This window comes from Halobacteriovorax sp. RT-1-1 (assembly GCF_047085455.1).
GTDB lineage: Bacteria > Bdellovibrionota > Bacteriovoracia > Bacteriovoracales > Bacteriovoracaceae > Halobacteriovorax_A.
The window spans coordinates 414,650-429,984 of record NZ_JBKIXZ010000002.1 but is presented as its reverse complement, the minus strand read 5'-3'; the positions used below and the strand labels follow the sequence as shown (position 1 = coordinate 429,984).

Here is a 15,335-nt window from a genome sequence, read left to right as displayed (position 1 = left end):
GAATTATTCTGAAACGTCCTTTATTACTGGCTTTTTCACACAACCATAGACAAATTTTATAGACAGGCTAAAAAAATTGAACTTTTTTTAAATTTTTCTATTGACGAATGAAACCGAAATCCCTATATTAAGTCTTACGAAATGCGGGGGCGTAGTTAAGTTGGTTATAACGTCTGCCTGTCACGCAGAAGGCCGAGGGTTCGAGTCCCTTCGCTCCCGCCATTTTCATTTCGTAACATTCAAGTTTTAATCTCTTCGGAGACTAAGATATTAAAAGCCGAGTTAACCCACTCGGCTTTTTTTTTGGACGCGAAAAATGCCACGAAGGCATTTTGCGCGGAACAACCCTGCACGACCGAGCAGGATGCGAGGGAGAGAGGGTTCTCCGCAAAATTTCCAACCTACATTTATACGTATACACGATGATGGGACGATTCGAGTAACCAACTCTGAAACCTCAATCACATTTTCGATAACACTTAATTTCAAACTAAAGATGCCACGATGGCAAAATGACGACGAACAACTCATGACCGACCCGGAAGGGGGTCTGCTTCGGCTCCAGCCTCTCACAGACATACCGATCATCCTGATCATAAGGTCAGGAGAACCAACTAAGCAATCTCAATAACATTTTTATAAGCTATTCATTCAGATAAGTGACACTATTATAAATCACACCTTCAACTTTAATATCTTTAATCTTTATTGGTTTGACTTTAAAAGGGTTCTCTTTTAGAAGTGTAAAATTTGCTCTTTTACCTACTTCAATACTTCCAATTTCATTTTCAAGATCGAGTGTTCGTGCTGCTGTAATCGTGATGGCCTTCATAGCATCAAAGACAGAAATTTTCTGATCTTGTGAAACAGAACTTCCTTCAGACGTAACTCGATTGACTGCTGTCCAAGCTAAGGTTAAGGGCTCGACTGGTGACATCGAAAAATCGGAGTGAAAAGATAAGGGTATTTTTCTGTCAATTAATAACTTCATGGCCACTAAATTGTGACCTCTTTTTTTTCCTAGACCATAGTCTGTGTATTTATCTGCTAAGGCCCATAAGTAATAAGGATTCACAGATGCTTCCATATTTAATTCAGACATATCATTTGCAATCTTTTCATCAAAATACCCCATGTGATGAAGTGTAAAGCGATGATTATTACGTGGATATTTTTTCTTAGCAATTCTAACATAATCAATCACTTGTTGCTGACCAAGGTCTCCATTCGAGTGCATATGAATTTTGTAAGAATTTTTCCAATACATTTCAATCTGTTCTTTAAGTAGATCAAGTGGAGTCATCCATTCACCTTTATGGCCATCAGTATAGTTTTCTTTCATCTGCATTAGTTGAGAATATATGGCACCATCTGCAAAGAGCTTTACCTGCTTTGGAAGAAACTTCAGATTAGTACTATTATATTCTGGATTTGTACTAAGAGTTTCAATGAACTTTAATGTATTTTTGTTTCCACCTTTCATTGAATATAATTGAGTACCATTTGGAATAAGATAGAAATCATAAGGGGGATTCTTACTCATTTCTTTCATAAGCAGACTTAGCTCTTGTTCAAAGTTTGAGTTTGGAAAGCCAGGGTCTGCAGCAGTTGTTACTCCATTTAATAGTAGAAGCTTAGATAGATTACTAAGGCCTGCCAAGTAACTATTAGGTTCTAATAGATATGGTGCCATTTTAGGTACCAGCGCTAACCAACCACCTTCATAAAAGTGTCCTCTTCCCCACTCTACTTGAGGATTAGCTTTATAGTCTTCTTCCTTAATTCCTAGTTTTTTTATAGCAGCATCATTTAAGAAAATCTCATGAAATGAACGATGTAAAATAGCAACGGGATATTCTTTTGTAATGTTGTTTAGAATCTGTCGAGACATATCACCATGCCATAATTGGTGGTATCCCCAGATAAAGTATATTTTATCTTTTTTAGCATTCGCCTTTATAGAATCCGTAATTCTTTTAATATACGCTTTATGCCCAACAACACCTTTTTTTACTCCAGATGGTATCACCCAATCATAAGGAGCAATGATTTCATTTTGTAGAAAGACTGCTGCTAATGAACCATGTAAGTGAGGTTCAATAAAGCCTGGCATTAGTGTCCCACCTTTTAAGTCTATCATCTTTGCGTTTTTATATTTCTCTTGAACTTCGACCTTATTTCCTACATATAAGATCTTTCCATCACTATGAGCAAGTGCCTCAACATAATCAATCTTCTCACCGGCCATTGTGATAATATCTCCACCATATAAGATTGATACTTGTTTATTTGTATTTAAGTTATTTTTTTTCACACATGAAGATAACAACACAATGAAAACTAAAATTAGAAGTCTCATAAAAGTTCCTTTTCAAAGGTTATAAAAAATTGCTATTTTGTCGAGCACACAAATATAAACTATTGAGAATAATAATAGCATAAAATTATCCTACTTAGATAGCTTTAGAAAAATGACCACACAAATTGTTATACTCTTTGTTAAATTTAAATCTAAATGAACTGCAAGATATGTATTTTAACTCGGTATCGTGTCTTTACGCTCCCGCCATTTTCATTTCGTAACATTCAAGTTTTAATCTCTTCGGAGACTAAGATATTAAAAGCCGAGTTAACCCACTCGGCTTTTTTTTTGTTTGCGGCCATCTGCAGGAGCAGATGACGCAATTCAACCCAGAAGCGACCACGATGGGAGCTTTCGGGTAACCAACTAAGCAATCCCACGAACACTTTTTGAATGACTATTTTCTTACAAGAAAAGCAGTATGCTAATTGAAGCCGTGCAACCCTGATGAGCGACCACGATGGGAGCGAGAGAGGGTAACCAACTAAGCAATCCCACTAACATTTTCAATATCACTAAATTTCAAATAAGAAATGCCAGTATGGCAAAATCATTAGTCTCCCCTTTAAAGGGTTCTTCTTAATGAATTTGATAAAAATTCTTTTCGAGTAAAAACAAAAAAACAGTACCCTAAAGCACTGTTTTTAAGTTCTATATAACTTTTTCTTGATTAATATGAAGCTGACATATTCGGTGTTGTTTCTTTTTGAGAGTATAGTTCATAAAAATACCCTAATGAATCTTCTACTTTACTATATTGGCCTCCAAATATAACTCTAGAAGCTCCATTACGACTAAGCTTGAAACTTACTTCCTCAGCTGAATAAGAAATAGTGTTATTGAAGAAAGTACTATGAGACACTTTGATCTCTGTCTTATTTCTATGAATTTCTTTTAAAGAATCAATATAGCTATTTTCTGATAAGAAACTAATCGGAAGAAGATACATACTTCTATGTGGAATATATTTAGATTTATCGTACTCACGTACTGGCTTGTCTTCTAAACGAGCAATGTCTTTAATAATATCAATAGTACAGTTTGAAAGAGAAGTCGAAATACATTTATTACCTGCATGTAATGTTCTACCTCTGATTAGGCTCTCTAAGGTATTGCAAAGGTTTGAAGTTTTAGATTTACAAAGCTGTGCAATTTTCTTGTGAGTTCTATTCTCGACATCTTTTTCCCATCCATTAACTCCTTCAGACTTAGTTCTAAGTTCAGACATTTCTGAATGAATTTCATTAATCTCCTGGAAGAATTCTGCAACATCACTTTCTAGTGATTCATCTGCTGTGTAAGTATTCTTTCTTCTTTCGTATACAGTTTTGATTTTATTTTTTAGAAGAAGCTTAAGTTCTCCATTGAATGACATATTAATATGCTCAACAAGGTCTCTATAATCAGATTCGTTGTTTTCTTTTAAGACTTTAGATCGCTCTAATGACGTAGTTAAAATGTTCGTTACTTTTTCTTCTACAAGCTTTACTTTTGCAGGGTTTACTAGTGAGTCAAATGTCAACACAGGTGTTGCTTGAGCTGTAATGCTTGGTAATGTTAAAAGTAGTGAAAAACCAATAATAATCTTGTTCATAGTGTCTCCTCGGCCAAAGTAAAAATGTGAATACGAATCAATTTTATAGATTATCTTGATCGAGAGACAGTCCTATTGAAGAATTTTTATGGAGAAAGTAAAAGTGTCTAAAAAGTATACATAAGAATCTGATGGTTTTGATGATCAGATTATTGAAATAATCGTAAATAGTGGGAATTCTAATAACTAACCGTACATTCTATTACTTACGTCTATTCTTCATATATGTTATCGCAAAGTCATATGCATCTTGACCCTTTGGAACATTAACATCGGGCTTTATACCTATAGACTCTATAAATCTGTTATCTCTATAGCTATTAAATGTTGAAGGTATATTTATCTGAATGCGACTTTCAGGAAGTACGACAAACCCAAGATTACCAAATTGAACCTGACCAGCTGTGTTCTCACCGACTCTTGTTACATCATCAATATATTCAAAAAAGTCTATTGTACTTTCACATGAAGATGCACAAGCACGATCTTGTAAAATCACGACTGGCTTTAATGCCTTGGCCTTAACAACTTTAGGTAACACTTTATTTACAATAGCGGTCTCTTTTTTATAGTTAGTATATTTTTGCTTATCTCTTTTTATGAAGTCTAAAAAAAAATCTTTTTGTTTCTTTGATTCTGCATTATATGCCAAGAAAGAAGATAAGTTCGCTCGACTTTCTAGACCTGGCCTTGTAACGACTTTGTATTGATTTGCATATGGTGTAGAAAACTGAGAGCCACCAGTTAATAATTTTGCTAACTGATATCCAATAGTATCATCTCCTCCACTATTACCTCTTAGGTCAACGACAACAAAATCGATCTTATCTAAATGCGTCTTAATTTCTCTAAGCATCCCATCCCATTTATTTGAAGAGGGTGATGCAAACCAAGAGATAGTGATAACGAGAACGTTACTATTACCTTCAACAACTTTTTTTACCGTCCAAAGTCTCTTCTCTTCACTATCGATTCTTTTACCGACATTTCCAACGAATGTATTTCTCGCACATTTCCTAGGGCCAAACTGAAAAGTCAAATGCTCATCTTGAACATGAGAAAATGATTCCCCTAATACATTACAAAAATCTCCTGGTTTAATCGATTCAATATTTACAACAGATTCTTTTAATTTTTTAATTCCTAGTTCTACGTTATTTTTATTTTTAAAAAAATAACCTGAATAGGAATTTTTAAGAATATATTCAACAAGGTTTACATCTAAATCTATTTTTTCCTTGTTCAATATAGGGGGGGCTTTAACTTTTTTTGATGGATCATAAACCAAAGAATACTCTTCCTTATTTGTTGAAGAGCAAGAAACTAATATTGAAAAAAATGAAAATGTTAAAATGAAAAATCTCATATAAATATTATCGGTTTTTCGTCAGCTTTCCTTAATAAATCAAATTATTTACTTAGCATAAAGTACTGTAATTACATCTCGGTTTCGCGTCCCTGCAATCTCACGAAGCTGACACTCGTTCCATTCTTTCGCAACCCTATGCAGACTCAGCGATCAGAGCTTACGCTCTCACCGCAGGTCAAGCTTTCGGTACTGTAATATTTATATTAAGAACTCCTGTAGTTTTTACAAAACACTGAAATTATAACTATATAAGTTGCGACTCATATTTAGATTCCTTATAAGAGCATATGTATCAATTATTAGCTCTTGTAACTATTTTCATATCGCTTAAGGCTTTTCCTTATAACTTTGCTAATCAGTTTAAAGATCACCGTATGGTCACATGTCATAGTAAAGATTCTCGTGGTCAGATTCAGGTGTTTGACGTTGTTGAAAATATTTATAGTGCTCAACAATACCTTCACTCCAAAGAATATAAAGTTACAACTACTACAGGTCACAGCAATGGCAACCTAAACAATGATCCATTGTATTTCCTCTCTGATGATTTTTGGGGAGTACCAGGAAAAATTGTACAATCACAAAATTGCTTATTCTCAAACCCTGCTCTCGTAGATACTCATGTTAATACTATAAAAACAATAAGAATCGTAAAAGAGCACTTAGGATTTAATAGCTTTGATAATAAAGGCGCGGAAGTAATTTCAGTGCTTTTAAAAAAAGGCTCATTTAATGATAATGCAAGATGGTGGGATAAAGATAAAAATATAATTACATTCGGGCAGAGTTCAGATATTTCAGATCACACACACTTGTCTGCAAGTATTGGAATCGTTGCCCATGAATTTGCTCATGGGCTGTTAGCAAATACAATAGAACTTGCTTCCGAAGGTGACCAGGGATCACTCAATGAAGCATTTGCAGATATTATCGGGGTTTTTGTTTGCTTTAAAAATAATCCAAGTGCAGATTGCTATCGGTTAGGACATGAAGCATATATTGGTCAAGGTAATTGCTTACGTGATATTTCAAACCCAGAACAAAATGGTCAAGCAAGTAACTTTGACGAATACAAGCCTAATGGCCCTAATGTTTATTATAATGCAGGCATAGTAACGAATGCTTTTTATCTCTTGTCTGAGGGAACAGCTGAATTTGAGGGTGTAGGATATGAGGTTGCAACTGAAGTTTTTTTCAATGCTTACATGAAATATCTTAATAAGAATTCAACTATCAGGGATATAAAGTTGGCAACAGTTAAATATTTAAATGAAGCCCAAGACTTAAATCATAAGCAAACACTTAAAACCCTGCTTTCTGTATGGAAGCATATTGGGCCATAAAAGAAGCAATCCCACTAACCTATTTCAATCTACTTCGCTTTACTTGCAGCACGTCTGCGTCTCGCACTTCTTTGCTGATTATTCGACTTACTCGTTTTGTTGCCTTTAGACTTCGCACCACTTCTTGAAGAAGCCTGCTTCTTCTTTTCTGGACGTCGATTATTTTGAGGTTGTGTAGGAGCTCCTGCGACACCATGAAATGGGTGATCCTTATCTTGAGGAATTTGATACTTAATCGTTTTCTCAATATCCTTTAAAAGGTTCTTTTCTGTGTCATCACAAAATGAAATAGCAACTCCATCTCGGCCAGCTCTTGCATGAAATCTCTCATTGAAAGGCGCTCTCCAATATTCTCTTCATCATAGAGCTCTCCGCGTGGGTTAATAGCAAGGTCGTTTAAAATAACTTCAAATGAATTCGTGCCATTATATGTTTTTGGAAGTAATCGATACTGATCCCCTGCTTCATCAGTTACGACTAATGTGCATGAAGCTGGATTAAGTGCTCCATTATCAAGATCATGAGAACACCAACCGTTAAGATCTCTTAAGTCAGGGTTGGTAGAAATATTTTTTCCTACGCTAGCTTTAGCAATCATTGTTGTTATATCAAAAGAAGTATTCTGACATACTTGAGTACAACTCTCACCTGCTGATGCTCGAATATCTTTTTGTTCGCTACAAATACAAAAATCTTCAATAATAACAGAGTTATTTGGTCTAATCGCCGGTACTTGCGCAAATGCTTGTAAAGATAAGAGTGTTAGCATTATTTGTTTCATGAAGAACTTCATTTTAAGATTATAAGTTACAATATTAACAATATTTGTATCATATACTAGATATAATCTATTACCGCCTAAGAGAGGAAGTATGAAGATAATTGTTTTCAGTACCCACAATTTTGAAAAAGAATATTTATTAAAGCAAGCGAATGGACACAATGTCACATTCATCAAAGAGCAACTTAATCCAGAAACTGCACAACTTGCTAAAGGTCATGATGTCGTTTGTATTTTTACAAATGATAAAGTGAGTAAAGAAGTTCTAGACCAGCTAAGTGATTTTGGTATTAAGCTCATCACACTAAGATGTGCAGGTTTTAATAACGTCGATTTGGAATACGCTAAATCAAAAAAAATCCCTGTTACAAGAGTTCCAGAATACTCTCCTCAGGCCATTGCAGAGCATACGATGGCAATGATTCTAACTTTAAATAGAAAAACTCATAAGGCGTATAATCGCGTTAGAGAAAGTAATTTTAACCTCGACGGTCTTGTTGGTTTTGACCTCTATAAGAAAACGATTGGAGTTATTGGTACGGGTAAGATTGGGAAAGCCTTTTGTAAGATTGCCCTTGGTTTTGGATGTCGAGTTCTAGCGTTTGACCTAACAAAAGACACTGAGTTAGAGAAGCTGGGTGTTGAGTATGTTGGATTTGATGAAATTTTAAAAGAATCGAAGATCATCTCACTTCATATTCCACTTAATAAAAATTCATATCATCTCATTAATGATGCCAATATTTCGAAGATGCAAGATGGTGTCGTCTTCATCAACACAAGTCGTGGTGGGCTTGTCGATACAAAGGCCCTAATAAAAGCCTTGAAAGAAAAGAAGATTTTAGCTGCAGGTCTTGATGTTTACGAAGAAGAGGAAAATTTATTCTTTGACGATCACTCTCAAGACGTACTTCAAGATGATGACCTAGCAAGGTTAATGACTTTTCCAAATGTTCTAATTACTTCTCATCAAGCTTTCTTAACTCATGAGGCATTAAGTAATATTGCACAGACAACATTTGAAAGCATTAATTCAATTGAGAGTCAGAATTTTAAATATCTTATTTGATATTATTTTCTGATATCGGCCAAGAAACGGTCCCATCTAAATGAGATGGGATCAACTGCATGCTTCATGACATAGTCATAAGACATATAACCATATCCTTCATCGCCCCACTCACTTGACCAACTATTTTTAAATTGAAAAATTCTCTTTTCTTTGTCGTATCCAGTAAAGTGAATCGCATGGCCATAGCAGGCGACTTCACCCGATTCACACTTTGCAAAAGTTTCATCAGGAAGTGTCACATGGGCATTTTCCCAAAGAGGAGAATAAACGAGAACTGTTGCAACAAGGCCATTCCCACTTCTAATCTCATCTTCGTATAAATCAGTTTTGGATTTCCAAGAGCTCCACAGATTTGTGACCATTTTAACTTCTAACCCATCCACCTTCACTCTCTTAAGCGAGCCAGTATCGACTGGAGCATGAGAGAAGCAGTAAGACGGCGCGCTTTCATCAAATGGATCGAATTGCGAGCAAGGGCCATTATTTTCAAAATAACTCATCTGATAAGGAAGCTGGGCCTCTTCGATAAAGAAGTATTGATTGCGAAAATTACGTGCAATCTCGTAAGTGTACCCATGCTCAGCATTTGGATACTCTCCAAAGTGCTCTTTCCCATAGTAGATTTGAAATTGCTCTGAAATATCGAATTCCATATCAAATCTCTTTTTAATGGCACCCTCAAGCATGGCCGTAACCGCAAAGTATGCACATGTATTTCTGTCTTTTTGGTTTTTAACTGGAGTTTGATACTGTCTAATCGACACCATTTCAGCGTTAACACCAAGAGATAATAATAGGCTTAAGATTATGATTTTCATGAATTTCCCTTCTTTATTCTCGCTGAATTTAATAGAATGGAAGAGCTTCTTCAAATGACTTCTAAGGAATCAGTTACTTTTACAATATTGTTGAACTGTAAGGGTTTGAAAATATGTACAAATAAGAAAGCCTCCGCTTAAGGAGGCTACGAAATTATTTAATAATGATAGTTCCTAAATAGTTAAACATGATACGCTCCTTCAAATATTCACCTAATGAGATTTAGATGATGAATAAACCATACCCTATATTAAGATAGCGCAGAACAACTGATTTCAAAGTACCAAAATATGGAACTAAGAGCTTCGTTTAGACCACTCCTATACCGACTCAATAACCTTTTCAAAAGCACGACGAGATTTAGGCATAACTTCTAAACGATTATAATCATCGCTAGCAGCATAGCCTACGGCCAGGGCCACCACAGGCCTAAAGTCTTTCATCTTTAGAATCTCCATGTACTTATCCGCCTCTATCCCCTCCATTGGCGTCGAGTCTAGACCAAGTTGTGCTGTCGCAGTCAAGGCCTGCCCTAGAGCAATGTATAGCTGACGAGTAAACCACGCATTAAGCTGTTCAGGAGACATTTGTTCTTTGCCACCTTGGTACATTGCGAGTGTACGTTCAGGCATTTCTCCAGAAATCATTTCTTCAAAAGTTTCAAGATCTTCGGGGACGCTGAACACAACTAGAAGACTAGCTTGTTTAATTTTATCAGCATTAAAAAGTGAGGCATCAGCAAGATCAGACTTTACTTTTTTATCTTCAACAAATGTAAACTTCCAAGGCTGAATATTAATTGATGAAGGTGCAAGATGAAGGACTGACTTTAATTCATCGACCTTCTCTTTTGGTATCATTTTACTTTCATCATATAATTTTGCAGAGTATCTTTGTTGTGCATACTTTATTAAATTCATATCATTTCCTTTTTTTGATTTTTTGAGTTTAGTAAGTAACTAATCCAAACGACTCCCATCGCCACATCAACCAAGCCGAGAGCCAGGGTTGATCCTCCAACTTCTTTTGCATACCAACCGAATACCAAAGCAACGAAAAGGTTAAACTTTCCTATGGCACCAACTAATAGTAAGGGACGATTAAATTCTCTTTGACGGGCCAAAAATAGATAAACGAAAGACCAGATAAAAATATTTCCAGCCCCAAATGCTGCATAGACCGCATGGGGTGGAAAAGGAAGCCCGGAAGCATTATTAAAGGCTGCAGGGAAAGCAAAAGAGATTGTTCCAAATAAGTTATAGAAGAATGTAAAATACAACAGTCTTCTACTTAGCTTTTTCAAATTCATTTTATCACTCCTACAAAATGACCAGTGGTCACAGCTTAATTGACCACCGGTCAGTAATCAAGTAAAATTTTAAAAGAGGTAAGAATGGATAAGAAAACATTAATAAAAACAAGTGCTTATGATTTATTTATAAGTTCAGATTTTGAACTTGCTAGCGTGAACCAGATCGTGGCCAAGGCCCAAGTAGCTAAGGGTACATACTACCTCTACTATAAAACGAAGGAAGAAGTTTACTTAGATATTCTCTATGACTTTTATCAGAAGTGGTTCGAGCATATTAATAATGAACTCATCAATACCTCTAGTATCGATTCATTCCTTAAAGAGCTTGTTAAGTCTTTTACTAAGGACACAAAATTCTTAGAATTATTATCCAGAGCAAGTCTAATTTTAGAGAAGAATATTACAAAAGAAATTATCTACCCTTTTAAAAAGGGCCACCAAGATGACTTATTAAATTTAAGTAAGAATATTGCTAATCATTTTAAACGTGATATTAAAGAGACCACTCAGAATCTTCTCATGACATATACATATATCATAGGCCTTTATCAGACATCTAAATTACCTGCAACATTAGATACGAAGGAGCTTAATTCTTTAAGTCAAACTAGACTTGATTTTGAACTAGAAGTAGACAAATTCATTAAGCTCATTTGGAGATAGTTATTTTAAAAATTAGAAAGCATTTGATCTAAGTGCACAACTTGTAAAACACCACTTTGTGAATGCGCTAACTTCGCCTCTTTAAAGATTAGAGTCGTGGGAATGCCACGAATACCATACTTAACCGAGATCATTGGATTCTTTTCAGTATCGATTTTATAAAACTCTGCAGACTGCCAATTCTTTTGAGCAAACTCCGTAAAAGTTGGTCCATACATTTTACACGGGCCACACCAATCTGCGTAAGCGTCAACAAAGACAGGAAGCTCAGAGTGTTGAATGATCTTTTCTAACTTATCAAAGGTAATACTTTGAACTTTTGCACTTGTGTCCAAATCTTTAGAGCACTTTCCACATACAGCACCACTTGCCGAAAGTTTTGTTTTATCAATTCGATTAATTGCACCGCATGATTCACAGATAATAATTTTTTTCATTTTTCACTCCTTAATCCTACTATACCAATAAAAACTTAAAAAATATTTGATAGAGATCAATGAAAAATTATATATAGACAGGCAACAATAGAAAGTAAGCACTCTGTTAGACTTAAGTCCTTTATGCGACCAGCTACAATATACAAAATAGTATGTACAAACAATCCCCACATTATCCCTGTTGTAATTGAGAAACTTAGTGGAATAAGAACAATACATAAGAATGCAGGAATCATTTCTTCAAATTTTTCAAAGTTTATTGATGAGATATTCTTAAACATGAGAATCCCAACAAAGATAAGAACAGGGGCCGTTGCATAGCTTGGAATGGACTGTGCAAATGGAGCAAGAAAGAGAAACGGAAGAAAACAAATCGCTGTAATAACTGATGTTAATCCAGTGCGGCCACCGACACTGACACCAGCGGAACTTTCGACAAAGGTTGTCGTCGTAGAAGTTCCAAAGAATGCAGAAAAGAGAGTCGCAAGTGCATCAACAGTTAGGGCCTGTTTCATATTCTTAATTTCACCCTTTTCATTTTTAAGATTGGCCGTCTCTGCGACGCCAATAAAAGTCGACAAAGAATCAAAAAGATCAGTCATCATAAGAGTGAGAATACTTGGGATATAAGCAATCTTTAAGGCCCCCAAGATATCTGCTTGCATAAAGTAGCTAAAGTCAGGAGTTGCAAAGAAGTTTTCAGGAAGAGTCGACTTTCCAAAGAGAGCTCCTAGTGTCCAAGTAAAAAATATCCCTATCAGAAGACTTCCAGGAATATTCTTCTTAAATAAGGCAATAATTAGAACAAATCCAAGGATGACAGCTGTCCCCTCACTTGAAAGCGGTGCTGTTTGAACAAGTGTTACAGGATGGTCAATGATAATACCGGTATTCTTAAGTCCAATAAAAGCAAGGAAAATACCGATCCCAACGGCCATTGCCATTCTTAAGTTCTTTGGAATCGATTTAACTAACTTCTCTCTAAATGGCGTCACTGATAAGATAACAAAGACAACACCTGACCAAAAGACCAGGCCCAAGGCTTGCTCCCAGGGAATTTTTTGGTCGAGAATTAATGTATAAGTAAAGAAAGCATTAAGCCCCATTCCAGGAGCAAGGGCAAAAGGTAGCTTTGCGATGAGACCCATAAGAAGTGTTGCAACGAAACTGGCCAGGATAGTCCCTGTCATAACAGCAGAAAAAGACATTCCCGTGCCATCTGATGATAAGATGAGCGGATTGACAAAGATAATATAACTCATCGTTAAGAAGGTTGTTATTCCTGCTATGACTTCTGTGCGAATACTATTTGCTTTCATACATGTATTCTAGCATTTCAGTTTAGGACAAAAAAACTTAAATAATATTCACAACTCTTACATTAACAATCTTGAGTTCTCCTATTTTCAATCAAAATACCACAAATTATAATGAAAGCACCGAGTAGAAATGATGTCCATTGAATCTTTGCTCCCCAGAAGAAGACGTTAACAAGTATAGCTGCAGGGATAACTGCATTATTCATAACAGCGAGTTCTCCGTATGAAACTTGCTTAGAACCAGTATTCCAAAGATAGTAACACACACCAGATGCAATAAAGCCTAACCACAACAAGACTCCCCACTGCAAGGATGTAATTTGTGAAAGATTTGCGAAGGTTGATCTAGAGATTAAAACAAATGAGATTGGAATAAGGGCACCTAAAAAGAACAGTGCAAATTTTTGCATCTGATTTTGTTCAGAGATTATCTTGCGATAAAGAACCTGTCCTAGCCCAAAACAGATATTTGCTCCCTGAACAAGCAAGAAGCCAATAATATAATCATTTGAGATCTCACTCCACTTTATGATGGCCGCACCAAAAACAACTAAGAAAACACTGAAGAGCTGTCTTAAGATAAAGCGTCTCTCAATAATATTTCCAATAATTGAAATAATGAGAGGTGTTGAAATAGTAAAGAGTGCTACTTCTGATACTGATAGATACTTAAAGGAATTGTAATAAAAGAGGTACATCACTCCGATTTGCAATATTCCAATGAGCATTGTCTTAAGAGATTCTACTCTAAAAATATTTCTAAAATTTAAAAATGGAACAAACACTAAGAATGCGAAAAAAAGTCTTAGAAATATGGCCAGATAGGTATCCATCTTACCAGCAATATATTGCCCTATTAGACTAAATGAAAATGCCCATAAAACTGTAACAAGTATTAATCTTTTCATTTGGCTATACTAGCTTCTAACGAATCCCTTGAAAAGTTCCATTAAAGAAATAATCGAGTTGCCATTTTTGTGAACTGATAGCCTGTTTACTAGTAGGTTGATCCCATTTGGGGTAAAGACGAAATCCACGCTTTCCTTCTTTATATTCACTAGAGAGAATACCTTTTTTCACTAGAGCATCTTTTGGAAATAAGAAGTAACCCTGTTCACTTTCTGTATCGCAAATAATCAAAACATAATCGAGAGGGTCATTTAAGTGGTATGGTATTGTTTTTCCACTTTCGTCTCTCTTCCACAATGTGACAAATTGACCAACTTTCTTAGGTGTTACTTTGGAAGATCGTTGAATATAGTACTTTCCTTCATATATATATGAACAACCATTATATTCCTGCGCTTCCTCATGAATAATATATGAATCAAGTTTTTCACTTATCTTTTTTATGTCAATCTCTCCGATAAAAACTCTTCTAATACTTCTAGTTTCTTTGAACTAGAAGGTTTTCTAGAGGTTAAGAAAAATAGACTATGAGATGGAAGCTCCCAACTCTTAAATAATTCAATTAACTCACCTCTTTGTATTTGTTCATCTACTAAGTAACGAGGTACATTGAGAATCCCAACTCCTAACTCACAAGCCTTTATGAGAGACATTAAATTATTCGATTTATATGAGCCTTGTACTTGAATATGACTAATCTTTTGACCTTTCTTGAAGCTCCAAATAAAAGGGCTATCTCCTCTTAGATATAGCAAGCAGTTATGCCTGCTTAAAGATTCAAGGTTTGTTGGCTTTTTAAAATGATCAATATAGTAAGGGGAAGCACAAATAACACGGTCGATTTGTGTAACTCTTTTCATATAAAGATTTGAATCTTTTAATTGAAATGCCGTTCTAATACTTAAATCGATATTATGTTCAACAGGGTCAAGTACTCTATCTGTCAAAATCAAATCAATTTCAACATATGGATAATGAAGCTGAAATTCAGCAAAAATTGACGCCAAGAAGCTTTGACCGATTGTCGTTGGCGCAGTAATACGAATAACACCTTTAACTGAGTCAACAACTCCATGTAACTGCTCTTCTAGATTATTTAATTCCTCTAAAAGATTTTTAGACTTCTCAAGAGTGAGCATTCCCTCTTCGGTAAGAACAAAAGATCGAGTTGTTCTTTTAAATAGTACAACTCCGAGATAACTCTCTAATTTCTGAATCTCTTTAGTTATATTTGAAGCTGATGTTCCTAGAACTTTAGCTGCTTTTGTAAATGTTCCCTCTCGAGCAACCACAGTTGCCACCTGAAGGGCATATAAACGATCAAATGTAGTCTTTTCTATTATTTCCATATTAGA

General features: G+C 35.4%; 15 protein-coding genes and 1 tRNA gene. 4 read left to right on the top strand and 12 right to left on the bottom strand.

Going from position 1 to position 15,335, the window contains the following annotated elements:
* The first annotated feature begins 145 nt into the window (after window positions 1–145).
* Window positions 146–222 (top strand) — tRNA-Asp (locus ACMAWV_RS12440).
* A gap of 421 nt (window positions 223–643) precedes the next feature.
* Here ACMAWV_RS12440 and ACMAWV_RS12435 read toward each other — a convergent pair.
* The 3 genes from ACMAWV_RS12435 to ACMAWV_RS12425 form a co-directional block, all read right to left on the bottom strand.
* Entirely contained in the window at window positions 644–2,359 is a 1,716-nt protein-coding gene (locus ACMAWV_RS12435; RefSeq protein ID WP_412470285.1) for an amidohydrolase, read from the bottom strand.
* Between the two features lie 673 nt (window positions 2,360–3,032).
* Window positions 3,033–3,956, bottom strand: coding sequence for a hypothetical protein (locus ACMAWV_RS12430; RefSeq protein ID WP_412470286.1), 924 nt, complete (start codon window positions 3,954–3,956; stop codon window positions 3,033–3,035).
* Between the two features lie 202 nt (window positions 3,957–4,158).
* Window positions 4,159–5,202, bottom strand: coding sequence for a S41 family peptidase (locus ACMAWV_RS12425; protein WP_412472261.1), 1,044 nt, complete (start codon window positions 5,200–5,202; stop codon window positions 4,159–4,161).
* 410 nt (window positions 5,203–5,612) lie between these two features.
* Between ACMAWV_RS12425 and ACMAWV_RS12420 the strand changes: the two genes are divergently transcribed.
* Complete coding sequence (locus tag ACMAWV_RS12420) at window positions 5,613–6,668, top strand: M4 family metallopeptidase (protein WP_412470288.1); 1,056 nt, start codon at window positions 5,613–5,615, stop codon at window positions 6,666–6,668.
* Between the two features lie 253 nt (window positions 6,669–6,921).
* On the opposite strand, the gene ACMAWV_RS12415 is transcribed toward ACMAWV_RS12420, so the two are convergent.
* Window positions 6,922–7,449, bottom strand: coding sequence for a DUF188 domain-containing protein (locus tag ACMAWV_RS12415; RefSeq protein WP_412475806.1), 528 nt, complete (start codon window positions 7,447–7,449; stop codon window positions 6,922–6,924).
* Between the two features lie 91 nt (window positions 7,450–7,540).
* On the opposite strand from ACMAWV_RS12415, the gene ACMAWV_RS12410 reads away from it, so the two are divergent.
* On the top strand, window positions 7,541–8,518 hold the full coding sequence (locus ACMAWV_RS12410) for a 2-hydroxyacid dehydrogenase (protein ID WP_412470290.1): 978 nt from the start codon (window positions 7,541–7,543) through the stop codon (window positions 8,516–8,518).
* Window positions 8,519–8,520: 2 nt separating this feature from the next.
* On the opposite strand, the gene ACMAWV_RS12405 is transcribed toward ACMAWV_RS12410, so the two are convergent.
* From ACMAWV_RS12405 to ACMAWV_RS12395, 3 genes are all read right to left on the bottom strand, one after another.
* Window positions 8,521–9,339: a C1 family peptidase gene (locus ACMAWV_RS12405; RefSeq protein WP_412470291.1), complete on the bottom strand. Its 819-nt coding sequence runs from the start codon at window positions 9,337–9,339 to the stop codon at window positions 8,521–8,523.
* 321 nt (window positions 9,340–9,660) lie between these two features.
* Window positions 9,661–10,260 (bottom strand): nitroreductase family protein, encoded by a 600-nt coding sequence (locus ACMAWV_RS12400; protein ID WP_392993125.1) that lies wholly within the window; start codon window positions 10,258–10,260, stop codon window positions 9,661–9,663.
* Complete coding sequence (locus ACMAWV_RS12395) at window positions 10,257–10,649, bottom strand: hypothetical protein (protein ID WP_412470292.1); 393 nt, start codon at window positions 10,647–10,649, stop codon at window positions 10,257–10,259. The genes ACMAWV_RS12400 and ACMAWV_RS12395 overlap by 4 nt, the downstream gene beginning before the upstream one ends.
* 84 nt (window positions 10,650–10,733) lie before the next feature.
* Between ACMAWV_RS12395 and ACMAWV_RS12390 the strand changes: the two genes are divergently transcribed.
* Complete coding sequence (locus tag ACMAWV_RS12390) at window positions 10,734–11,315, top strand: TetR family transcriptional regulator (RefSeq protein WP_392993128.1); 582 nt, start codon at window positions 10,734–10,736, stop codon at window positions 11,313–11,315.
* A 5-nt stretch (window positions 11,316–11,320) separates the two neighbouring features.
* On the opposite strand, the gene ACMAWV_RS12385 is transcribed toward ACMAWV_RS12390, so the two are convergent.
* From ACMAWV_RS12385 to ACMAWV_RS12365, 5 genes are all read right to left on the bottom strand, one after another.
* Window positions 11,321–11,752 (bottom strand): thioredoxin domain-containing protein, encoded by a 432-nt coding sequence (locus tag ACMAWV_RS12385; RefSeq protein ID WP_412470293.1) that lies wholly within the window; start codon window positions 11,750–11,752, stop codon window positions 11,321–11,323.
* Between the two features lie 56 nt (window positions 11,753–11,808).
* Window positions 11,809–13,071: an NCS2 family permease gene (locus tag ACMAWV_RS12380; protein WP_392993129.1), complete on the bottom strand. Its 1,263-nt coding sequence runs from the start codon at window positions 13,069–13,071 to the stop codon at window positions 11,809–11,811.
* Between the two features lie 62 nt (window positions 13,072–13,133).
* Window positions 13,134–13,979, bottom strand: a complete 846-nt coding sequence (locus ACMAWV_RS12375) for an EamA family transporter (RefSeq protein ID WP_392993131.1) — start codon at window positions 13,977–13,979, stop codon at window positions 13,134–13,136.
* Window positions 13,980–13,995: 16 nt separating this feature from the next.
* On the bottom strand, window positions 13,996–14,388 hold the full coding sequence (locus ACMAWV_RS12370; RefSeq protein WP_412471932.1) for a MepB family protein: 393 nt from the start codon (window positions 14,386–14,388) through the stop codon (window positions 13,996–13,998).
* A 32-nt stretch (window positions 14,389–14,420) separates the two neighbouring features.
* On the bottom strand, window positions 14,421–15,329 hold the full coding sequence (locus ACMAWV_RS12365) for a LysR family transcriptional regulator (RefSeq protein ID WP_412470294.1): 909 nt from the start codon (window positions 15,327–15,329) through the stop codon (window positions 14,421–14,423).
* Between the last annotated feature and the right edge of the window lie 6 nt (window positions 15,330–15,335).

Excerpts from the sequence above, each read along its gene's own strand:
- ACMAWV_RS12435 (WP_412470285.1), bottom strand. The coding sequence starts at position 2,359 with ATGAGACTTCTAATTTTAGTTTTCATTGTGTTGTTATCTTCATGTGTG.
- ACMAWV_RS12430 (WP_412470286.1), bottom strand. The coding sequence starts at position 3,956 with ATGAACAAGATTATTATTGGTTTTTCACTACTTTTAACATTACCAAGC.
- ACMAWV_RS12420 (WP_412470288.1), top strand. The coding sequence starts at position 5,613 with ATGTATCAATTATTAGCTCTTGTAACTATTTTCATATCGCTTAAGGCT.
- ACMAWV_RS12415 (WP_412475806.1), bottom strand. The coding sequence starts at position 7,449 with ATGAAACAAATAATGCTAACACTCTTATCTTTACAAGCATTTGCGCAA.
- ACMAWV_RS12410 (WP_412470290.1), top strand. The coding sequence starts at position 7,541 with ATGAAGATAATTGTTTTCAGTACCCACAATTTTGAAAAAGAATATTTA.
- ACMAWV_RS12405 (WP_412470291.1), bottom strand. The coding sequence starts at position 9,339 with ATGAAAATCATAATCTTAAGCCTATTATTATCTCTTGGTGTTAACGCT.
- ACMAWV_RS12400 (WP_392993125.1), bottom strand. The coding sequence starts at position 10,260 with ATGAATTTAATAAAGTATGCACAACAAAGATACTCTGCAAAATTATAT.
- ACMAWV_RS12395 (WP_412470292.1), bottom strand. The coding sequence starts at position 10,649 with ATGAATTTGAAAAAGCTAAGTAGAAGACTGTTGTATTTTACATTCTTC.
- ACMAWV_RS12390 (WP_392993128.1), top strand. The coding sequence starts at position 10,734 with ATGGATAAGAAAACATTAATAAAAACAAGTGCTTATGATTTATTTATA.
- ACMAWV_RS12385 (WP_412470293.1), bottom strand. The coding sequence starts at position 11,752 with ATGAAAAAAATTATTATCTGTGAATCATGCGGTGCAATTAATCGAATT.
- ACMAWV_RS12380 (WP_392993129.1), bottom strand. The coding sequence starts at position 13,071 with ATGAAAGCAAATAGTATTCGCACAGAAGTCATAGCAGGAATAACAACC.
- ACMAWV_RS12375 (WP_392993131.1), bottom strand. The coding sequence starts at position 13,979 with ATGAAAAGATTAATACTTGTTACAGTTTTATGGGCATTTTCATTTAGT.
- ACMAWV_RS12365 (WP_412470294.1), bottom strand. The coding sequence starts at position 15,329 with ATGGAAATAATAGAAAAGACTACATTTGATCGTTTATATGCCCTTCAG.